Source organism: Micromonospora sp. NBC_01405, from assembly GCF_045040155.1.
GTDB lineage: Bacteria > Actinomycetota > Actinomycetes > Mycobacteriales > Micromonosporaceae > Micromonospora.
Window position 1 is genome coordinate 3,393,391 of the sequence record NZ_CP109532.1, and the last position, 19,949, is coordinate 3,413,339.

Annotated in this window: 18 protein-coding genes, 1 pseudogene and 1 riboswitch; of the genes and pseudogenes, 9 read left to right on the forward strand and 10 right to left on the reverse strand. The window is 73.8% G+C overall.

Features of this window, described 5'->3' with window-relative positions; genetic code table 11:
* Positions 1-17 precede the first annotated feature (17 nt).
* A complete protein-coding gene (locus OG559_RS14415; protein WP_405115936.1) occupies positions 18-1,418 on the reverse strand; it encodes an FAD-binding oxidoreductase in 1,401 nt (466 codons plus the stop codon).
* 35 nt (positions 1,419-1,453) lie between these two features.
* Here OG559_RS14415 and OG559_RS14420 point away from each other — a divergent pair, with 35 nt between their 5' ends.
* The gene (locus OG559_RS14420) at positions 1,454-1,726 is read left to right on the forward strand and encodes a DUF4031 domain-containing protein (protein WP_405115938.1); all 273 of its coding nucleotides are present in this window, start codon (positions 1,454-1,456) and stop codon (positions 1,724-1,726) included.
* Between the two features lie 221 nt (positions 1,727-1,947).
* Here the strand turns inward: OG559_RS14420 and OG559_RS14425 are convergent, their stop codons facing one another.
* On the reverse strand, positions 1,948-2,610 hold the full coding sequence (locus tag OG559_RS14425; RefSeq protein WP_405115940.1) for a metal-dependent phosphohydrolase: 663 nt from the start codon (positions 2,608-2,610) through the stop codon (positions 1,948-1,950).
* A gap of 66 nt (positions 2,611-2,676) precedes the next feature.
* On the opposite strand from OG559_RS14425, the gene OG559_RS14430 reads away from it, so the two are divergent.
* Positions 2,677-3,936 (forward strand): FUSC family protein, encoded by a 1,260-nt coding sequence (locus OG559_RS14430; RefSeq protein WP_405116657.1) that lies wholly within the window; start codon positions 2,677-2,679, stop codon positions 3,934-3,936.
* 7 nt (positions 3,937-3,943) lie between these two features.
* Here OG559_RS14430 and OG559_RS14435 read toward each other — a convergent pair whose 3' ends face one another.
* Complete coding sequence (locus tag OG559_RS14435; protein WP_405115942.1) at positions 3,944-5,215, reverse strand: aminotransferase class V-fold PLP-dependent enzyme; 1,272 nt, start codon at positions 5,213-5,215, stop codon at positions 3,944-3,946.
* Positions 5,216-5,262: 47 nt separating this feature from the next.
* Positions 5,263-5,382: riboswitch (SAM riboswitch) on the reverse strand.
* 24 nt (positions 5,383-5,406) lie between these two features.
* Here OG559_RS14435 and OG559_RS14440 point away from each other — a divergent pair.
* Positions 5,407-6,900 carry a PrsW family intramembrane metalloprotease gene (locus OG559_RS14440; protein ID WP_405115944.1) on the forward strand — a complete coding sequence of 498 codons (1,494 nt, stop codon included), beginning with the start codon at positions 5,407-5,409 and terminating at the stop codon, positions 6,898-6,900.
* A gap of 55 nt (positions 6,901-6,955) precedes the next feature.
* Here OG559_RS14440 and OG559_RS14445 read toward each other — a convergent pair whose 3' ends face one another.
* Entirely contained in the window at positions 6,956-7,123 is a 168-nt protein-coding gene (locus tag OG559_RS14445; protein WP_405115946.1) for a hypothetical protein, read from the reverse strand.
* A gap of 138 nt (positions 7,124-7,261) precedes the next feature.
* A complete protein-coding gene (locus tag OG559_RS14450) occupies positions 7,262-7,609 on the reverse strand; it encodes a GroES family chaperonin (protein WP_405115948.1) in 348 nt (115 codons plus the stop codon).
* A gap of 142 nt (positions 7,610-7,751) precedes the next feature.
* Between OG559_RS14450 and OG559_RS14455 the strand changes: the two genes are divergently transcribed.
* Positions 7,752-9,113 (forward strand): AI-2E family transporter, encoded by a 1,362-nt coding sequence (locus OG559_RS14455; protein WP_405115950.1) that lies wholly within the window; start codon positions 7,752-7,754, stop codon positions 9,111-9,113.
* Between the two features lie 75 nt (positions 9,114-9,188).
* Here the strand turns inward: OG559_RS14455 and OG559_RS14460 are convergent.
* Positions 9,189-11,378 (reverse strand): annotated as a pseudogene (locus OG559_RS14460) (ATP-dependent DNA helicase); the annotation flags it as partial.
* A gap of 110 nt (positions 11,379-11,488) precedes the next feature.
* On the opposite strand from OG559_RS14460, the gene OG559_RS14465 reads away from it, so the two are divergent.
* The 4 genes from OG559_RS14465 (at position 11,489) to OG559_RS14480 (ending at position 14,884) form a co-directional block, all read left to right on the forward strand.
* On the forward strand, positions 11,489-11,995 hold the full coding sequence (locus OG559_RS14465; protein WP_405115952.1) for a DUF402 domain-containing protein: 507 nt from the start codon (positions 11,489-11,491) through the stop codon (positions 11,993-11,995).
* 139 nt (positions 11,996-12,134) lie between these two features.
* The gene (locus OG559_RS14470) at positions 12,135-13,091 is read left to right on the forward strand and encodes a PPK2 family polyphosphate kinase (protein ID WP_405115954.1); all 957 of its coding nucleotides are present in this window, start codon (positions 12,135-12,137) and stop codon (positions 13,089-13,091) included.
* A gap of 154 nt (positions 13,092-13,245) precedes the next feature.
* A complete protein-coding gene (locus tag OG559_RS14475; RefSeq protein WP_161686268.1) occupies positions 13,246-13,872 on the forward strand; it encodes a DUF47 domain-containing protein in 627 nt (208 codons plus the stop codon).
* Positions 13,873-13,876: 4 nt separating this feature from the next.
* On the forward strand, positions 13,877-14,884 hold the full coding sequence (locus tag OG559_RS14480; protein WP_405115956.1) for an anion permease: 1,008 nt from the start codon (positions 13,877-13,879) through the stop codon (positions 14,882-14,884).
* Positions 14,885-14,929: 45 nt separating this feature from the next.
* Here OG559_RS14480 and OG559_RS14485 read toward each other — a convergent pair whose 3' ends face one another.
* Positions 14,930-15,898: a Gfo/Idh/MocA family protein gene (locus OG559_RS14485; RefSeq protein ID WP_405115958.1), complete on the reverse strand. Its 969-nt coding sequence runs from the start codon at positions 15,896-15,898 to the stop codon at positions 14,930-14,932.
* Positions 15,899-15,979: 81 nt separating this feature from the next.
* Here OG559_RS14485 and OG559_RS14490 point away from each other — a divergent pair, with 81 nt between their 5' ends.
* A complete protein-coding gene (locus OG559_RS14490) occupies positions 15,980-16,813 on the forward strand; it encodes an NUDIX hydrolase (protein ID WP_405115960.1) in 834 nt (277 codons plus the stop codon).
* Positions 16,814-16,947: 134 nt separating this feature from the next.
* On the opposite strand, the gene pstB is transcribed toward OG559_RS14490, so the two are convergent.
* The 3 genes from pstB to pstC are packed head-to-tail and all read right to left on the reverse strand — an operon-like array spanning position 16,948 to position 19,921.
* Positions 16,948-17,724, reverse strand: coding sequence for a phosphate ABC transporter ATP-binding protein PstB (pstB, locus tag OG559_RS14495; protein WP_387014599.1), 777 nt, complete (start codon positions 17,722-17,724; stop codon positions 16,948-16,950).
* Between the two features lie 20 nt (positions 17,725-17,744).
* Entirely contained in the window at positions 17,745-18,833 is a 1,089-nt protein-coding gene (pstA, locus tag OG559_RS14500; RefSeq protein WP_405115962.1) for a phosphate ABC transporter permease PstA, read from the reverse strand.
* Positions 18,830-19,921 carry a phosphate ABC transporter permease subunit PstC gene (gene pstC / locus OG559_RS14505; RefSeq protein ID WP_405115964.1) on the reverse strand — a complete coding sequence of 364 codons (1,092 nt, stop codon included), beginning with the start codon at positions 19,919-19,921 and terminating at the stop codon, positions 18,830-18,832. Before pstC ends, pstA begins: the two co-directional genes overlap by 4 nt.
* Positions 19,922-19,949: the final 28 nt, after the last annotated feature.

The window sequence follows — 19,949 nt, forward strand, 5'->3', positions numbered from 1 at the left end:
GCTGCCGCAGGCCGGGGTCAGAGCACCTTGCCGGGGTTGAACAGCCCCTCCGGGTCCAGCGCCGCCTTGATCGCCTGGTGCACCCGAACGCCCACCGGGCCGATCTCCCGGGCCAGCCAGTCCCGCTTGAGCAGCCCCACCCCGTGCTCGCCGGTGCAGGTGCCGCCCAGCTCCAGGCCGAGCCGCATGATCTCGTCGAAGGCTCGCCGGCCCCGGTCCAGGCTGGCCGGGTCGGCGCGGTCGACCACGATGTTCGGGTGCAGGTTGCCGTCGCCGGCGTGTCCCACCACGCCGATCGGCACGTCGCACTCCTCGGCGATCCGGGCCACCCCGTCGAGCAGCGCGGCGAGCGAGCCCCGGGGGACGGCCACATCGTCGATGATCAGCCCGCCGTTCCCGCCCGGGTACGCGTCGGCGGCGAACTTCTCCATCGCCGGGTGGGCCAGCCGGCGGGCCTGGAGCAGCGCCGCCGCCTCCGCCGCGTCGGTGGCCGCGTACACCTCGTCGGCCCCGGCCGCCTCGCACACCTCGGCGATCCGGGCCAGGTCCTCGGCGGCCCGCGACCCGGTGTCCACGGCGGCGAGCAGCAGCGCCTGCGCGTCGGTGCGCAGCCCCATCGGCTGGTACGCCTCGATCGCCGCCAGGTGGGTCCGGTCGAGCAGTTCCAGCAGGCTCGGGGTGAGCCCCTTCGCGGCGATCTCCGCCACCGCCACGCCGGCCTCCGCCGTGGAGTCGAACACGGCGACGAGGGTGAGCGACGCCTCCGGGGCGGGCCGCAGCGACACGGTCACCTCGGTGATCACCCCGAGGGTGCCCTCCGAGCCGACGAAGAGCCGGGTCAGGTCGTACCCGGCGACGCCCTTGGCGGTGCGCCGGCCGGTGCGCAGCACCTCGCCGGAGGCGAGCACCACCTCCAGGCCGAGCACGTACTCGGTGGTGACGCCGTACTTGACGCAGCACATGCCGCCCGCGTTGGTGGAGACATTGCCGCCGATGGTCGACGACTCCCACGAGCCGGGGTCCGGCGGGTAGTACAGCCCCTCCCGCCGTACCGCCCCGGCCAGCGTCGCGTTCACCACGCCGGGCTGGACCACCGCGATCCGGCCCACCGGGTCGATCTCCAGGATCCGGTCCATCGCCACGGTGCTCAGCACCACCGAGCCGTCCACCGCGTTCGCCGCGCCGGCCAGCCCGGTCCGCGCCCCCTGCGGCACCACCGGTACGCCGTACCGGGCCGCCGCCCGGACCACGCCGACCACCTCGTCGGTGCCGCGTGGGCGGACCACCACCAGCGGCGTCCCGGAGGCGCACAGGTCGGCTTCGTCCCGCTCGTGCATCCGGAGCAGGTCCGGATCGGTCAGGACGGCGTCGTCGCCGAGCACGGCGCGCAGGTCGGCGAGGAGGGGTGAGGCAATCATGCAGCAGAGGCTAACCCCCGGCTAGTTTGGCGACCATGCTGTATCTTGACCGGCCTGCCTGGCCGGCCCGTGGGCGGCTCTGGTCGCATCTGATCAGCGACGTCTCGCCCGCCGAGCTGCACGCCTTCGCCGAGGCGCTCGGCGCGCCCCGCCGCGCGTTCGACCGCGACCACTACGACATCCCCGCCGAGCGGTACGCCATGGCGGTGCACCTCGGAGCCAGGGTGGTCCCCAGCCGTGAACTGGTCCGCCTCCTGCGCGCATCCGGCCTCCGCCGCCCCAAACACCTGACCCGCCCCACCCCCTGACCCACCCCACCCCCCTTCGCACGCCCCGCCCCACCCCGCCGCGCGACCGCCCCACCGCACGCCCCGCCCCACCACGCCCCCGCTCACCGCGATCTTGCACTTGCGGCCCCAGTTTTGCGCCTTAGGTGGCATATGTGCGGGCCGCAACTGCAAGATCGCGAGGGAGAGGGCGAGGGCGGGGGCGGGTCGCGGAGCGCGGGGTGGGGAGAGGTGGGGGTGGGTTAGTGGAGGGCGGTGAGTTCGCGGTGGAGGTTGGCGCGGGCCGGGTGCTCCCAGCGGGCGGCCAGGGTGGGCAGCCGATAGAGGGTGGGCAGGGCCAGTAGGCCGTCGAGCACCGAGGCCCGCCCGGCCCGGAACACCGGCTCCGGCACGTGCGCGTACTCCCGGCGGACGGCGGCGGCGTACCGGTCGTACTCGTCGGGCGGACCGGCCAGCACGGCCAGGTCGGCGTCGCAGAGCAGCGCGCCGTCGCGGTCCCCGGCCGCGACCGTGTGCCCGGCGGTGAGCAGCACCAGCCGGCGGACCTCCGCCACCGCCACGGTCGGCACCCCGACCCCGGTCAGCAACGGGTCGGCGAGGTCGGCGCTGGCCCGCTCGTTGCCGTCCCCGCCGGCCCGCGGGTCGTAGATCGCGTCGTGGCACCAGGCGGCGAGCCGGACCAGGTCGGGGTCGTCGGCCAGTTCGGCGTGCGCGTCGACGACATCGAGGACGGCGGTCAGGTGCCGGGCGGTGTGGTAGTGCCGGTGCGGTTCCCGCCAGCGGGCCAGCAGGCCCGCCCCGGCGTCGGTCAGCGCCGGTGAGTCCCCGGCCCCGGCGCCCAGGGCCGCCGCCCGCCACCGGCCGATCAGTTCCACCGTTCCCCGGCGGCCGTCCGAGCCCGTCATCTGGCCGAGTCTGCCGGATCGGGCGAGGATTCACCGCCCTCACGGTGGGTAGTCCCCGCCATGGCCGTGGCCCGGGATCTCCGATCGTCGCTGCTGCGGCGTGCAGGCCTGCACGACGGCGTGGCCGACATCGACTCGGCGCGGATCTCGGCGGCGATGGAGGAGCTTCGCCGTCGCAGCAGAGCCACCCTGCACGATCGGCTGCACCGGGTCCGGATGGCGATGGGCCTGGCCGTGCAGGCCGGGCTGGCCGCCACGCTGGCCTGGGTCATCTCCCATCACCTGCTGGGAAACCCGCAGCCGGTCTTCGCGCCGATCTCGGCGGTCGGCGCCCTGGCCGCGTCGGTCGGTCAGCGACTGCGCCGGACCGTCGAGCTGATCGTCGGGGTGGCGGTCGGGGTGTTCCTCGGCGACCTGCTGATCTACCTCGTCGGCACCGGGGGCTGGCAGCTCGGGCTGGTGGTGACGGCGTCCATCGTGCTGACCCTCTTCTTCGGTGGGAGCGTGTCGGTCGTCATCCAGGCCGCCGCCACCGCCGTGCTGATCGTCACGCTCAGCCCGTCCACCGAGGACCTGGAGATACCGCGCTTCATCGACGCCTTGATCGGCGGCGGGATCGCGCTGTTGGTGACGGCGATCCTGTTGCCGCTGAACCCGCTGCGGGTGATCAACCGGGCCGCCCGGCCCGCGCTGGACCTGCTCGCCGACCAGCTCGACGCCGCCGCCGAGGCGCTGCGCGGGCGGGACCGGGACAGCGCCCAGCGGGCCCTGGAACGGCTCCGTGAGAACAAGGAGGAGCTGAGCACCCTCATCGAGGCGATCGAGGGTGCGAAGGAGACCAGCATCCTCTCCCCGGCCCGTTGGCACCGGCGCAGTGAGCTGACCCACTACGCCGAGGCGGCCGACCCCATCGACCGCGCGATGCGCAACAGCGGGACCCTGATCCGGCGTTCCGTGACGATGATCGAGGACGGGGAGCCGGTGCCGGAGCCGATGCCGTACGCGGTGGCCCACCTCGCCGAGTCGGTCCGCCTGCTCCGCCACGAGTTCGCCGTCGGGGCGGAACCGGAGAGGGCCCGGGAGCGGTCCCTGCGCGCGGTCAGTGAGGCCGGCCGGGCGTACGCGCAGGGGGTCGGGTTCTCCGGCAGCGTGGTGATCGCGCAGGTGCGCACCACCGCCAGCGACCTGCTGGTCGCCTCCGGCATCGACCAGGAGGAGGCCAACCGGCTGATCCGGGAGTCCTTCGGCGAGCAGGAGAAACCGAACGTCGGCCCGGCCGAGAGCGTCCCCGCCCCGAAGCCGCCCACGGCCCCGCCGCTGGGCTGAGGCGTGCTCAGCCCAGCTCGGCGAGGGCGGTGAGCAGGCTCTCGACGTGCTGCTGGGTGCTGCCCAGGCCGATGCTGGCCCGCAGGGCGGTCGGCGGAAGGTCCCGGTGCCCGCTGCGCGTGGCGGCCTCGGTGAGCAGCCGACGGGCCAGCGGGTGGGCGCAGAACAGCCCGTCGCGGACCCCGATGTCGTACCGAATGGCCAGCTCCGCCGCGACCTCGGCCGAGTCCCGGCCGGCCAGCACGAACGAGACGATGCCCACCCGGGGCGAGTCCGGGCCGAAGGTGCGCAGCTCCACCACGTGCGGCAGGGCCGCCAGCCCGGCCCGCAGCCGGGCCAGCAGCGTCTGCTCGCGGGCGTGCAGCGCGGCCCGGTCCGCCCCGGCCAGCGCCGCGCACACCGAGGCGAGCGCGACCGCGCCGAGCAGGTTGGGGGTGCCGGCCTCGTGCCGGGCCGGGCCGGTGGCCCAGCGCACATCGTGGGTGGCGGCCCCGACGTGACTGGTGGCGCCCCCACCGGCCAGGTACGGCGGGGCCGCGTCGAGCCAGTCGCCCCGGCCGAGCAGCACCCCCGCGCCGAACGGCGCGTACAGCTTGTGCCCGGAGACGGCCAGGTAGTCCACGTCCAGCGCGGCCACGTCGACCGGGGCGTGCGGGGCGAGCTGGGCGGCGTCCACCGCGATCCGGGCGCCGTGCCGGCGGGCCACCCGGGCCAGCTCGGCCACCGGCCAACGCTCCCCGGTCACGTTGCTCGCCCCGGTCACCGCCACCAGCACCGGCGGGCGGGCGGTGGCGCCTCGGCGCAGCTCGGTCAGCGCCGCATCCAACGCCCGGACCGCCTCGGCGGGGGCGGCCGGCACCGGCAGCCGCACCGAGCCGCGCGGCCAGGGCAGCAGGTTGGCGTGGTGCTCCCCGGCGAACGTCACCACCGTGGTCCCGGTGGGCAGGGCCCGGGCCAGCAAATTCAGCGCGTCGGTGGTGTTGCGGGTGAACACCACGTGGTCGTCGGCGCGGGCGCCGAAGAAGTCGCCGACCGTCTGCCGGGCCCGCTCGTACTCCAACGTGCAGCGCCGCGACAGGGCGCCGGCACCGCGGTGCACGCTGGCGTACCAGGGGAGCAGCTCGGCCACCGCGTCGGCCGCGGCCCGCGCGCACGGCGCGCTGGCGGCGTAGTCCAGGTTGATCTGGCCCGGCACGCCGAGCACGTCGAGCGGCCGCGACGACGCCGACACGGTCCGCGCGGGCGGCGGCGTGAGCGAGGGTACGAGGGTGACGGTCATGGCACGACCTCCGGGTCCGGGGACCCCGGGTGACGCCACCGGGACGGGGTCCGCGCTTGCCCAGCGCCGGACAGGGCTGGGCCCGGTCATCACCCGGGGCACCCCACCGCGAACTCGACGAGGGTTGCCGGCCAGCAAGCCGGGGCTTGACGCTGGCGCTCGTGACCTGACGACAGGATAACGGTCGACCGATGCGGCCGGAACAGCCGGCGGGGGATGACTACGCTGATGTAATGGCCGACACCCCGCCCGGCGGCGCCGCGTCGCCGTGGACCCCGCACGATCTCCCTTCGCAGCCCGGTGGGGCCGCCCCCCGGATGCCGGTGCGCCGGCTGGGCTGGCGGCGGGTCCTGGTGGTGGTCCTGGTGGTGCTGCTGATCGCGGCGTGCGCGGTCTACATGCTCTTCAAGCTCGGCTTCAACCTGGGGCCGGAGGCGCTGCTGATCGGCGTGGTCGCCGCGATCCTGCCGGTGCCGGTGCTGGTCTCCTGCTTCCTGTGGCTGGACCGGTACGAGCCGGAGCCGTTGAAGTATCTGATCTTCTGCTTCGTCTGGGGCGCGTTCGTCTCCACGGCCGCCTCGCTGACCGTCAACGGGTTCTTCGCCGCCCGGTTCGCCGACTGGGGGCTGCCCGACGCGTTGACCGCGGTGCTGGTCGCCCCGTTCATCGAGGAGCTGACCAAGGCGATCGGCCCGATCCTGCTGCTGATCTTCCGCCGCCGGGAGTGGTCCGGCATCACCGACGGCCTGGTCTACTGCGGGCTGTCGGCGGTCGGCTTCGCCATGGTGGAGAACATCCTCTACCTGGGCGGTTACGGCTACGCCTCCGGCGTCAACGAGTACGGTCCGGCGACCGGGGCGCGGCAGGTCATCGCGATCTTCATCGTCCGGATCCTGCTGTTCGGCTTCGCCCACCCGCTGTTCACCTCGATGACCGGTGTGGGTCTCGGCATCGCCGCCCGGACCGCCGACCGTCGGGTGCGCTTCCTCGCCCCGGTCGCGGGCCTGCTACTGGCGATGATGCTGCACGGCACCTGGAACCTGCTGCCGTCGCTGGCCCAGGCCACCGGGCAGACGATGCTCGCCCTGTACGGCTACCTCGGTGTGATGGTGCCGATCTTCTTCGGCATGGTCGGGTTGGCGGTCTGGCTGCGCGGCTGGGAGGGGCGGCTGACCGAGCGCACCCTGCCCGAATACGTGCGGGCCGGGTGGCTGACCCCGCCGGAGGTGGCGGCGCTGGGCAGCCTGGGCCGGCGGCACGCCGCCCGGACCTGGGCCCGGCGGGTGGCCGGCGACGCGGGGCTCAAGGCGATGCGCGGATACCAGTTCTCCGCCACCCGGCTGGCGCTGCTGCGCGACGGGATGCACCGAGGGCTGGACCGTCGGCCGGCCGACCGGGAACGGACCGCGTGGGAGGAACGGGAGCTGCTGGACGCGATCGCCGCGTACCGGTCCTTCTTCGTCGGCCGGGATCCGCAGGTGCCGGTCGGGAGCTGGGACGGCCACCGCTACCACCTGCGGTTCCCCGACGGGTCGCAGCGGCCGGTCGACGCCCCGGACGAGCCCGTGGTGCCGATCCCGGTGGTGCTCGCCCCGCCGCCGCCCCCGGCCCACCCGGGGCCTTACGGCCCGCCCGGCTGGTACGGCCCCCGCCCGGCCGCCCCCTGGCCGCCGGGCACCGCCTGACGGGGGCGGGTCGGCCGGTCAGGCGGGCGCCGCCCGACGGGGGCGGGTCGGCCGGTCAGGTCATCAGGCCGGTGAGGAAGTCACCGATGCCCACGGCCATCGCCGCCAGGCCCGCCCCGATCGCCTTGCACATCTGCGCCGCGCTGTCCGGTCGGAAAGCCACGAAGTAGATCAGGAACGCGACGCTTCCCCAGAGGAAGACCTTCTTCACGAATACCGGCACGATCCCTCCCCAGGGCGCTGGACGTGCCTGGCTTCCCGTAGTGGGCAGCCGCAAACGACGCGTCGCCGACCGGGGTGGACGACGGCGGGAGGCCGGAGCGGACCCGGGGGAGGAAAGCGGAAGGGCCTGCCGGAGGCGTTACAGGTACAGGCCGGTGGAGCCGTTCGACTCCGACTCGATCCGTTCGGCGGCGACGGCGTGCACGTCCCGCTCGCGCAGCAGGACGTACCCCCGGCCGTGCAGTTCGACCTCGGAGCGGTCGTCGGGGTCGAAGAGCACCCGGTCGCCGGAGACGATCGAGCGGACGTGCGGCCCCACTCCCACGGCGGTCGCCCAGGCCAGTCGCTTACCCACGGCGGCGGTCGCCGGGATCACGATGCCGGCGCTGGAGCGGCGCTCACCCTCGCTGCCGTCCACCTTCACCAGCACGCGGTCGTGCAGCAGACGGATCGGCAGGCCGGAGTCGAGGTTCTGGTCGGCGGTCACGGACGGAACGGTACCGCGTCCGGCCGGGCCGCCCCGGGGGTGGTTGCGCGGACGCCGGCCGGGGCAATGTGTGGCGGAACCGCCCTAGGCTGGGGCGACGGACGTATCCTGTCCCCCCTGTCCTCCGGACAGGTTGATTCTGATGCGGGAGGTGCGCTTGAGCCGTTTCGAGCGGGTACGGGGACGGCTCCGCCGCGCGTACGAGTCGGGCCGGGAGTCGGTGCGGCGGGCCCGCGCCGACCCGACCACCGTCGCCGACGGGGGACCGGGCCGGGCTGCGGCGGCGGGCGGCGTCGACTCCACCGGGGTGGCCGGGGTGGCGTCCCCCACCTCGCCGGGCCCGGCGGCCCCGCCGTCGGCGACGGTGGTCGGCGCCGAGCCGCCCGCCGCGATGCACAACTCCACCGCCAGCCGGGACGACGCCGACGTGCCGCACGCCCTGCGGATCGCCGGCGCCTGGTCGTGGCGGCTGATCGTCGTCGGTGTGGTGTTCTGGGCGCTGCTGAAGATCGTCGCCACCATCAGCATCGTGATCATCCCGCTGGCCATCGCGCTGCTGCTCTCGGCGCTGCTCGCGCCGGCCGTCGGCTGGCTGCTGCGGGCACGGCTGCCCCGCTCGCTGGCCACGGCGGTGGTGCTGGTCGGCGGCCTGGCCGGCGTCATCGGCACGCTGACGCTGGTGGTGAACGAGTTCATCAAGGGCGTGCCGGAGCTGAGCAAGAAGTCGTCCGAGGGCGTCCGGCAGATCCAGGACTGGCTCAAGACCGGCCCGCTGCACCTGTCCGACAGTCAGCTCACCCGGTACATCGACGAGGCGCAGGACTGGATCAACAACAACACCGAGAAGTTCACCAGTGGGGCCGTCTCCACCGCGGCGACCCTGGCCGAGGTGCTGACCGGCATCGTGCTGGTGCTCTTCGCCACCTTCTTCTTCCTGCGCGACGGCAGCCGGATCTGGCGCTTCATGGTCCGGCTGCTGCCGGTGGCCGCCCGGTGGAAGGTCGACGACGCCGGCCGGGCGTCCTGGGAGACCCTGGGCGCCTACGTCCGGGCCACCGTGCTGGTCGCGTTCATCGACGCCGTCGGCATCGGCGCCTTCCTGGTCTTCTTCGACATCCCGTTCGCGTTCCCGCTGGCCGCGCTGGTCTTCCTCGGGGCGTTCATCCCGATCGTCGGTGCGGCGCTCTCCGGCGTCGTCGCGGTGCTGGTCGCGCTGGTCGACAGCGGCCCGGTCACCGCGCTGATCATCCTGGGCGTGGTGATCGGCGTGCAGCAGGTCGAGGGCCACATCCTCCAGCCGCTGATCATGGGTCGGGCGGTGGCCATCCACCCGCTCGCGGTGATCATCGGCATCGCGGCGGGCGTGGTGCTCGCCGGGATCACCGGGGCGCTGGTCTCGGTGCCGCTGATCGCGGTGCTCAACACGGCGGTCCGCCGGCTCGCCGCGCGTACCGTGCCGGACACCCCGCCGGACGCCGTGGTGGTCGCCTCGAAGGCGCCCTGACCGTCCCGTGGAGCCACCGGGCCCGCCCCCGCCGTCTCGCGCGGGGGCGGGCCCGTCTCTCGCCGTACGCGTACGTCAGGACCGGCCGAGGCGTTCCAGGGCGCCCCGGGCGACCTCCGGGCGGGTGGTGTACCAGAACGGGGGCAGCGAGCGGCGCAGGAACGGGCCGTAGCCGCGCGCCGTCTCCAGCCGCGAGTCGAGCACCGCTACCACGCCCCGGTCCCCGGTGGCCCGGATCAGCCGGCCCACCCCCTGGGCCAGCCGGACGGCGGCGATCGGCACGCTCACCGCGGCGAAGCCGGAGCCGCCGCCCGCGTCCACGGCTGCGGCGCGGGCCGCCGCGAGCGGCTCGTCCGGGCGGGGGAAGGGCAGCCGGTCGATCACCACGAGCTGGCAGGCGTCGCCCGGCACGTCCACGCCCTGCCACAGCGACATCACCCCGAACAGGCAGCTCGACCGCTCCTCGCGGAACCTGCGGACCAGCAGCGGCAGCGACTCCTCGCCCTGGAGCAGCACCGGCAGGTCGGTCCGCGCCCGCAGCAGCTCCGCCGCCTGCTGCGCGGCCCGCCGCGAGGAGAAGAGCCCGAGGGTACGCCCACCGAGCGCGCCGACCAGCGCCAGCAGTTCCTCGCCGGCGGCCTCGGGCAGCCCGGAGACGCTGGGGCGGGGCAGGTGCGCGGCGACGTACAGGATGCCCTGCCGGGCGTAGTCGAAGGGCGAGCCGACGTCGAGCGACCGCCAGCCCGGCCCCTCGGTGGCCGGGACGGTTCCGGTGGTGGGGCGGCTGCCCGGCGCGGCGGCGACCGGGGCGGCACCGGGCGGGGCGTCACCACGGGCCGTGGCGACGGCCAGCGCGGCGGCGGCCGGGGACGGCGGGGAGGGCGTCGGCGCGTCCAGGCCCAGCGCCCGGGCCACCGTGTCGAACCGGCCGCCCAGCGCCAGGGTCGCCGAGGTGGCGACGACGGTGCGCTCGTCGTAGAGGTGGGTGGCGAGGGTGCCGGCGACCGAGAGCGGGGCCACCACCAGGGCCCGGCGGCTGCCGTTGTCCGGCTTCTCCACCCAGGCCACGTCGTGCTCGGCCTCCTCCAGCAGCCGCTGGGCGGTGGCGGACAGCTCGTCCAGCACCGCCTTGGCCTGCTGCTTGCGCACCGGGTCCGGGTCGTCGGACTTGACGTCGCCGATCGCGTCCAGCGCGGCCCGGGTGGCCGCGTCGAGCAGCGTGCACGCCTCGCGCAGCGGCCCCGGCAGCCCGGCGGTGAGCCGGCCCGCCGGCACCTCGGCCAGCCCGCCGGCGAGGGCGTCGCCGGCCTCGGTGAGCCGCTCGGCGACCTCCGGGCGCAGCAGCGGGCGGGCCCGCCGGGTGGACCGGTCGATCAGCTCCGGCACCAGCTCGGCCTGGGCGGCGGAGGAGACCCGGTCGGCCAACTCGTGCGCCTCGTCCACGATGAGCAGCTTGTGCGGCGGCACGATGTGCCGCCCGGCGAGCATGTCGACGGCGAGCAGGCTGTGGTTGGTGACCACGAGGTCGGCCTCGCGGGCCCGGGCCCGGGACGCCTCGGCGAAGCACTCCGCGCCGAACGGGCAGCGGGACGCCCCGACGCACTCCCGGGCCGGCATGGACACCAGCCGCCATGCCTGGTCGTCGACGCCCGGGTCCAGCTCGTCCCGGTCGCCGGTGTCGGTCTCCAGCGCCCAGTCCCGCAGCCGCTGGATCTGCTTGCCCATCCGGCCGGCCTCGCCGAGCCACTTCCCGCCCCCGCCGCCGGCCCGGGGCTCCACGGCGTCGAAGAGGGTGTCCGTCGGCTCGTCCTCGGTCGAGTTGTCCAGCCGGGCCAGGCAGAGGTAGTGGTGCCGCCCCTTGAGCACCGCGAAGGTGGGCCGCCGGCCGAGCACCGGCTCCACCGCGTCGGCGAGCCGGGGCAGGTCGTGGTCGACGAGCTGGGACTGCAACGCCAGGGTCGCGGTGGAGACCACCACCGGGCCGTCCACGGTCAGCGCCGGGGTCAGGTAGGCCAGCGACTTTCCGGTGCCGGTGCCGGCCTGCACCAGCAGGTGCTCGCGGGAGGTCACGCACTCCTCGATCGCGGTGGCCATCTCCTGCTGGCCGGGGCGGGCCGCCCCGCCGGGGACCGCGCCGACCGCCGCCGCGAGCAGCTCCCCGGCGCTCGCCCGCTTCCCGCGCCGCCGGGATGCGCTGCGGGGGAGGGCGGAACCGGGAGCGGTGCGCGGCGGAGTCACCGTGCGACGGTACCCGCCGCCGTCGACGCAGGGCGCGCCCCGCCCCGCGTGGCGGGGTCACCCTACGGAATCCCACGGGCCGCATCCGGTTACTTCTCCCGCGCGATCGATGGGCGGTATCGACTAGGGTGCGACTCATGCCGAGCGACGTGGTCCGCGTGATCTACCGCAAGTACGACGGCAGCGCCCACCGCGACTACCCGGCCCGTCGGCTGGCCGAGGACGACCTCGGCGTCTGGCTCGGCGTGCCGGCCGGCACCGAGTCGGTCTACCACGGCCGGCCCTCGGTGGAACAGATCCCCTTCGTGTTGCTGGTGCCGCGGCACGGCTGGTGGACGGGGATGTTCAACCCGCCGCCCCGGACCAGCGAGGTCTACTGCGACATCACCACCCCGGCCCGGTGGGAGGGCGACGACACCGTCCACCTGGTCGATCTGGACCTGGACGTGGTGCGCCGCCGGGGCACCGGGCTGGTCGAGCTGCGCGACGAGGACGAGTTCGCCGAGCACCGGGAGCGCTTCGGCTACCCGGCCGACCTGGTCGCCGAGGCCGAGGCCGCGTCCCGCCGGCTGCTGGTCGCGCTCGGCGACGGCAGCGAGCCGTTTGCGGCGTCGTACCGGAAGTGGCTGGCCCTGGTGGTCTGAGCCCGCCCCTCCGGCCGGGGCGTCACCAGCGCGGTGGCCAGGCCCCCGGCTTCCCGACGCCCCACCCACCCCCGAACGTGACCCCCACCCCTCGGGCGCTCACCGGGCGGGAGCGGGTGGGTTGGGCGATGATCCGGGGATGGACGTGTTCGGTGGAGTGGAGGTCGTGGCGCCGGAGGGCGGCACGGTGCGGGAGCTGTTGCGGGTGGGCGGCGGGGCGGTGGACCTGGGGGCGGTCGATCCCCGGTCGACGCCGGGGTTGCCTGCGGCGGCGGGCCGCGGTGGCGCCCGCAAGGCGTGGGCGCGACAGCAGGTGGAGTTGGCCGGCGTGGGGCTGGGGCGACAGCAGGAGATGCTGTTCGCCGCAGCCAAGGGCGCGGCCGGACCGGGTGCCGCGGCGAGCGCCCCGACGACCGCTGACGCGGGCCTGGGGCGGGGTCGCCCCGGGCGGGTGCTGCTGGTGCTCCAGGCCATGGACTGCGGTGGCAAGGACGGCACCATCAAGCGGGTGGCCGGCGCGATGAATCCGCTCGGGCTGCACATCCGCTCGTTCGGCCCGCCCACGGCCGCCGAGCGGCGGCACGACTTCCTGTGGCGGGTCCGCCGTGCCGTGCCGCCGCCCGGGTACGTCGGGATCTTCAACCGCTCGCACTACGAGGACGTGCTGATCGCCCGGGTGGAGTCGCTGGTGCCGGAGGCCACCTGGCGGGCCCGGTACGACGAGATCAACGCCTTCGAGCGGGAGCTGACCGACGCCGGGGTGGCCCTGGTCAAGGTGATGCTGCACATCTCGTACGCCGAGCAGGGGGAACGGCTGTCGGCGCGGCTGAGCGACCCGGCCAAACACTGGAAGTACAACCCGAGCGACCTGGACTCCCGGGCCCGCTGGGACGACTACCAGGCCGCGTACGCCGAGGCCCTGGAGCGGTGCGGCACGGACGCCGCGCCCTGGTACGTGGTGCCGGCCGATCGGAAGTGGTACCGCGACTGGGCGGTGGCCCACCTGCTCGGGGAGACGTTCGGTGACCTGGATCTGGGGTATCCGCCGGCGGACTTCGACGTGGCGGCGGAGCGTAGGCGGTTGTGCGGCGATTGACCGGGTCAAGGTGAACGACAGGTGAACGACCAGTAAATGGCGGCTGGCCGAGGGTGGGCCGAGGAATTCGTGGTTCTGCCGTTTCCTAGCATTCCCACTGCAGGCACCCCCGGGGCGTCCGCCGCCCTTCCACCGACACGACGAGGTCCAGGCTGTGAAGTTTTCCTTCCGCCCCACCGAGGGCGCCTTCTACGAGCTCTTCACCAGGGCCGCGCAGAACTTGGTGCGGGGTACCGCGCTGCTGAACGAGCTGGCCCTGCCCGGCGTGGACGTGCAGTCGGTCAGCGAGCGGCTCACCGAGGTCGAGCACGACAGCGACCAGATCACCCACGACCTGTACAAGAAGATCAACTCTACTTTCATCACCCCGTTCGACCGCGAGGACATCTACCGCCTGGGCTCGCTGCTCGACGACGTGATGGACCACCTGGAGGCCGTGGGCAACCTGCTCTACCTGTACGGCCTGACCAAGCTGCCGTCGCTCCCGCGTGAGCTGCACGACCTGGTCAACGTGCTGGACCAGCAGGCCAAGCTGACCGCCGAGGCGATGCCCCGGCTGAAGTCGATGAAGGACCTCGAGGACTACTGGATCGAGTGCAACCGGCTGGAGAACGACGGCGACCAGGTGTACCGGATGCTGCTGGTCCGCCTCTTCTCCGGCGAGTACGACGCCCTGACGGTGCTCAAGATGAAGGAGGTCGCCGACGAGCTGGAGGCGGCCTGCGACGCCTTCGAGCACGTGGCGAACACCGTCGAGACCATCGCGGTCAAGGAGTCCTGATCCTGTGACTCCCGAACTCATCGCCGTGCTGGCGGTGATCGCGGTGGCCCTGGCGTTCGACTACACCAACGGCTTCCACGACGCCGCCAACGCGATCGCGACCAGCGTCTCGACGCGCGCCCTGACCCCCCGGGTGGCGCTCGCCCTGGCCGCGGTCGGCAACTTCGTCGGCGCCCACTTCGGCGCCGGCGTCGCCAAGACCGTGGGCGACGGCCTGGTCACCCTGCCCACCGGGGTGGCCAGCCTGGGGGTGCTCTTCGCCGGGGTGCTCGGCGCGATCGCCTGGAACCTGATCACCTGGTACTTCGGCCTGCCGTCGTCGTCCTCGCACGCGCTGTTCGGCGGCCTGGTCGGGGCGACCCTGCTGTCGGCCGGCGGGGTGGTGCAGTGGATCACGATCGGCGAGAAGGTCCTGCTGCCGATGGTGCTCTCGCCGATCATCGGCCTGACCCTGGGCTACCTGCTGATGCTGGCGATCCTGTGGATCTTCCGCAACGGGCAGCCGGGCAAGCTCAACCGGGGCTTCCGCTGGGCGCAGACCGCGTCGGCGGCGGCCATGTCGGTCGGCCACGGCATGCAGGACGCCGCCAAGACCATGGGCATCGTGGTGCTCGCCCTCTACACCGGTGGCTTCCAGGACGACAAGAGCCACATCCCGGGCTGGGTGTTCTGGACCTCGGCGGCCATGCTGGCGGCCGGCACGTACGCCGGTGGCTGGCGGATCATCCGGACGCTGGGGCGCAAGATCATTGACCTGGGGCCGCCGGAGGGCTTCGCCGCCGAGGCGGTGGCCAGCGCGGTGCTCTACTTCAACGCCCTGGTGCTCAAGGCCCCGATCTCCACCACCCACACGATCACCTCGGCGATCATGGGCGTGGGGGCCACGAAGCGGCTCTCCGCCGTGCGCTGGAACGTCGCCGGCAACATCGTGATCGCCTGGGTCATCACGTTCCCGGCCGCGGCGCTGATCTCCTGCGTCACGTACCTGCTGGTCCGCCCGCTCTTCGGCTGACAGCCGGTTCGGAGGGGCTCCCCGTCGACGGGGAGCCCCTCCGACTCACTTGTAGCGCACGCCGATCTGCTCGCGGACGGCGTCCAGCAGGGCCATCACCTCAAGGGTGGTGGAGTGCGGGACCAGCGGGCTCTCGGTCAGCCCCGCGGCGAGACAGCGCTGCACCTCGGCGGCCTCGTACTGGTAGCCGCCGCCGGTCAGGTCGGCGGGGATCGTCTCCGGGTCGGCCCCGGCGCGGTGCAGAGTCGCCGACGGCGGCCGGAAGAACGGCGCGGGCAGGTCGATCCGGCCGGCGGTGCCGGTGATCGAGGCGACCATCGGGGTGGCCCCGATCATGCCGCAGCTCAGCATCGCCACCGCCCCCGAGTCGTACCCGAACACCATGCCGGTGTTCTCGTCGACCCCCTCGGGGCCGAGCTTCGCCCAGGCCCGGACGTGCTGCGGGACTCCGAGCAGCAGGTGGGCCAGGCTGACCGGGTAGACGCCCAGGTCGAGCAGTGCCCCGCCGCCGAGCGCGCGGGCCCGCATCCGGCTCTCCGGCGCGAACGGCCCGGCCGCCCCGAAGTCCGCCTGCACGCCGGTGACCCGCCCGATCGCCCCGTCGGCGATCAGCTCGACCACCCGCAGGATCAGCGGGTTCGTCCGCATCCACATGGCCTCCATGAGGAAGACCCCCCGGGCGCGGGCCGCCTCGACCAGTTCGGTGCTGTCCGCCAGGTCGAGGGTGAACGGCTTCTCCACCAGCACCGCCCGGCCGGCGGCCAGGCAGGTCATGGTCGCCTCGTGGTGCGCGACGTGCGGCGTGGCCACGTAGATCGCGTCCACCTCGTCGTCGGCGGCCAGATCCGCCCAGGAGCCGTACGCCCGCTCCGCGCCGTGCTTGTCGGCGAACCGCCGCGCGCCCTCCGGTGTCCGCGAGCCGACGGCCACCAGCTCGGCTCCCGGCACCAGCCGGAGGTCCTCGGCGAAGCGGCCGGCGATGTGGCCGGTGGCCAGAATCCCCCAACGTGTCATGCGTCCACGCTAGTCGGGGCCGGTCCGGGCCCCGACGTCCGCCGAATCGGGCGGCCCACCCTGCGGGACTAGGCTCGACGCATGACGATCGACAGCGACGGCTTCGCCGCCCCGCCGGCCCTGGTCGAGCACGCCCGCCGGTTCCGCGCCGAGGGCAACCCGCCGGCGCGGCCCCGGGTCTCGGCCACCGTGCTGCTGCTCCGCCCGGCCGGCGCCGACTTCGAGGTGTACGTCATCCGCCGCGTCGCCGCGATGGTCTTCGGCGGCGTGTACGCCTTCCCCGGCGGCGGGGTGGACCCGTCGGACTCCCAGGCCCATCTCGACTGGGCCGGCCCCGAGCCGGCGGCGTGGGCCGGGCGGCTGGGCGTCGCGCCGGACGCCGCACAGGCCGTGGTGTGCGCCGCCGCCCGGGAGGTCTTCGAGGAGTCCGGGGTGCTGCTGGCCGGCCCGGACGCGGCGACCGTGGTGGGCGACGTCAGCGGCGACGACTGGGAGGCCGCGCGGCAGGACCTGGAGGCCCGCCGCCGGGGCTTCGCCGACCTGCTGGCCGGCCGGGGGCTCACCCTCCGGTCGGACCTGCTGCTGCCGTGGAGCCGGTGGATCACCCCGGAGTTCGAGCCGCGCCGCTTCGACACGTACTTCTTCGTGGCTCTGCTGCCGCAGGGGCAACGGACCCGGGACGTCTCCGGGGAGGCCGACCACACGATGTGGGTCCGCCCGGCGGACGCCCTGGCCCGGGCGGAGGCCGGCGAGCTGACCATGCTCCCGCCGACCCTGGTCACCCTGGCCCAGGTGGCCGCCGCCGGTGATCTCGCCGGGGTGGCCCGCGCGTCCGCGACCCGGGACGCCGCCACCCCGATCACCCCCCGCCTGGACCTGCCGGAAACCGGCGAACCCCGCTTCGTCCTCGGCTGAGCGCCCACCCCCTCCTCGCCGATCTTGCACTTCCGGCCCGGTCAAATCCGGCACACCACCCGAAACAGGGGCCGCAACTGCAAGATCGACGGGGCGGGGCGGGGCGGGGCGGGGCGGGGGTGGGGTTGGTGGGGTTAGCCGAAGCGGCCGGTGATGTAGTCCTCGGTCTTCTTTTGGCTCGGGTTGCTGAAGATCTTCTGAGTGTTGTCGTACTCGATGAGGCGGCCCGGGTCGCCGGTCTTCTCGATCGAGAAGAACGCGGTGCGGTCGGAGACGCGGGCGGCCTGCTGCATGTTGTGCGTGACGATGATGATGGTGAACTTGTCCTTGAGCTGGAACATCAGGTCCTCGATGGCCAGCGTGGAGATCGGGTCCAGCGCGGAGCAGGGCTCGTCCATCAGCACCACCTGCGGCTCGACCGCGATCGTCCGGGCGATGCAGAGCCGCTGCTGCTGGCCGCCGGACAGGCCCGCGCCCGGCTTGCCGAGGCGGTCCTTCACCTCGTCCCACAGGTTCGCCGAGCGCAGCGCCCGCTCGGCGGCCTCGTCCAGGATCGACTTCTTCCGCACGCCGTTGAGCCGCAGCCCGGCCACCACGTTCTCGTGGATGCTCATGGTCGGGAACGGGTTCGGCCGCTGGAAGACCATGCCGATCGTCCGGCGCACGGCGGTGACGTCCACGTCGCGGTCGTAGATGTTCTGCCCGTCGATGGTCAGGTCGCCCTCGACCCGGGCCCCCGGCAGCACCTCGTGCATCCGGTTGATCGACCGCAGGAACGTCGACTTGCCGCAGCCGGACGGCCCGATCAGGGCGGTCACAGTCTTCGGCTCGACGGTCAGGTTGATGTTCTCGATCGCCTTGAAGGCGCCGTAGTAGGCGGTGACGTTCGAGGCGTCGATGCGCTTGGCCATGGTGGTGGTACCTCCGGGGTTCATCGGCCGAGCCGGTTCCGGCGGGCCAGCAGCTTCGCCGCGACCGTCAGGATCAGCACGAGGGCGACCAGGGTCAGCGCCGCGGTCCAGGCCCGCGCCGGGGCGTACCGCGACGCGTCACCGGCCTGCTGGTAGACGAAGAGGGCCAGCGACGACTGGTTGTTCTCGAACGGGTTGAAGTTGATCGCCGCGCCGCCGCCGGCGACGAGCAGCACCGGCGCGGTCTCGCCGGCCGCTCGCGCGACGGCGAGCATGACGCCGGTGACGATGCCGGGCAGCGCGGTCGGCAGCACGACCCGCAGGATGGTCTTCCACTTCGGCACGCCGAGGGCGTACGCCCCCTCGCGCAGCGGTGCGGGGACGAGCCGGAGCATCTCCTCGGTGGAGCGGACCACGGTGGGCAGCATCAGGACGCTCAGCGCGAGCGCGGCGGCGAAGCCGGAGAAGCCGGGCCGGCCGTCGTTGAACACCGGCGAGACGACCAGCACCCAGAACGCCAGCACGAACAGGCCGGAGACGATCGACGGGATGCCGGTCATCACGTCGACGAAGAACCGGATCGCGAAGGCGAACCGGCCCCGGCCGTACTCGACCACGTAGATGGCGCAGAGGACGCCGAGCGGGACGGTGATCAGCGCGGCGATGCCGACCTGCTCCAGCGTCCCGACGATCGCGTGGTACGCGCCACCGTTCGGGTCCCGGGCCCCGATGTTGTTCATCGAGGTGCCGAAGAAGTCGCCGTCGAGACGCTCGACGCCCTTGCTGACCAGCGTCCAGACCACCGAGGCGAGGGGCAGGACGGCCAGCACGAACGCGGAGTGGATCAGCGCGCTCCAGATGCGGTTGCGGGCCGAGCGCCGCCCCTCGACGGCGTTGCTGGCCGCGAAGAGGCCGGCCAGGTGGAGCAGCGCGGCGAGGACGACGACGAGGACCGGGCCGCCGATGCCGGCGCCGTACACGATCGCGGTGGCGACCACGACGGCCGCCAGGGCGATCGCCGGGGCGGCGTACCGGGGCAGGCGCTTGGCCCGGAGGTCGGGCGGCTGGGCCGGGGGCCTGGTGTGGTGGCTGGCGACGGTGGTGCTCATGCGGCCGACTCCGTGAACTCCCGGCGGCGGTGGACGATCGCCCGGGCGGTGATGTTGACGATCAGCGTGATGGTGAACAGCACCAGGCCGGAGGCGATCAGCGCGCCCCGCCCGGTGTCGTTCGCCTCGCCGAACGCGTTGGCGATGTTGGCGGCGATGGTGTTGCCGCCGTTCTCGATGAGGTTGAACGAGATGCCGAAGGTGATGCCGAGGGTCATCGCCAGCGCGATGGTCTCGCCGAGCGCCCGGCCCAGGCCGAGCATCACCGCGGCGATGATGCCGGGGCGGCCGTACGGCAGCACGGCGGTGCGGATCATCTCCCAGCGGGTCGCGCCGAGCGCGAGCGCCGCCTCCTCGTTCGCGGTCGGGGTCTGGAGGAACACCTCGCGGCAGAGCGAGGTGATGATCGGCAACACCATGATCGCCAGGACCAGCGAGCCGAGCATGATCGACTTACCGAACGGACCGTCGCCCCCGAAGATCGGGATCCAGCCGAAGTACTGGTTCAGCCAGGCGGAGAAGTCCCGGACCGGGGTGACGAAGACGTCTCGTCCCCAGAGCCCGAAGACCACGCTCGGCACGGCGGCGAGTAGGTCGATCAGGAAGCCGAGGGCGGTGCCGAGCCGACGCGGGGCGTAGTGGGAGAGGAAGAGCGCGATGCCCAGCGCCACCGGCACCGCGATGAGCAGGGCCAGCGCGGAGCTGAGCACGGTGCCGAAGGCGAGCGCGCCGATGCCGAACTTCGGGGCGGTGTCGTTCGGCGACCAGCCCTCGTACGTCCAGAAGTTCGCGGTGTTGGCGCGCAGGGCCGGCACCGCCTTGGCGATCAGGAAGACCGCGATGGCGGCGATGATCACCAGGACGGCGGTGCCGGCGGCCAGGGTCAGGCCCCGGAACGCGCGCTCCGCGCCGAAGGCCCGCGCCCGGGGCAGGCCACCGCCGCCGCCGAGGCCGCCCCCGGCGGGAGTACGGGTGCTGACTGGTGACTCGGCCACACGCGCCGAGGCGCCGGCGGGCCGCTCCTGGCCTGGGGCCACGCGGATCCCGCCGGTGCCGGCGTCGGCCGAGCGGGAAGGGGTTTCACCCATCTGCTCGCTCGCTTCGAGTTGAGGGAGG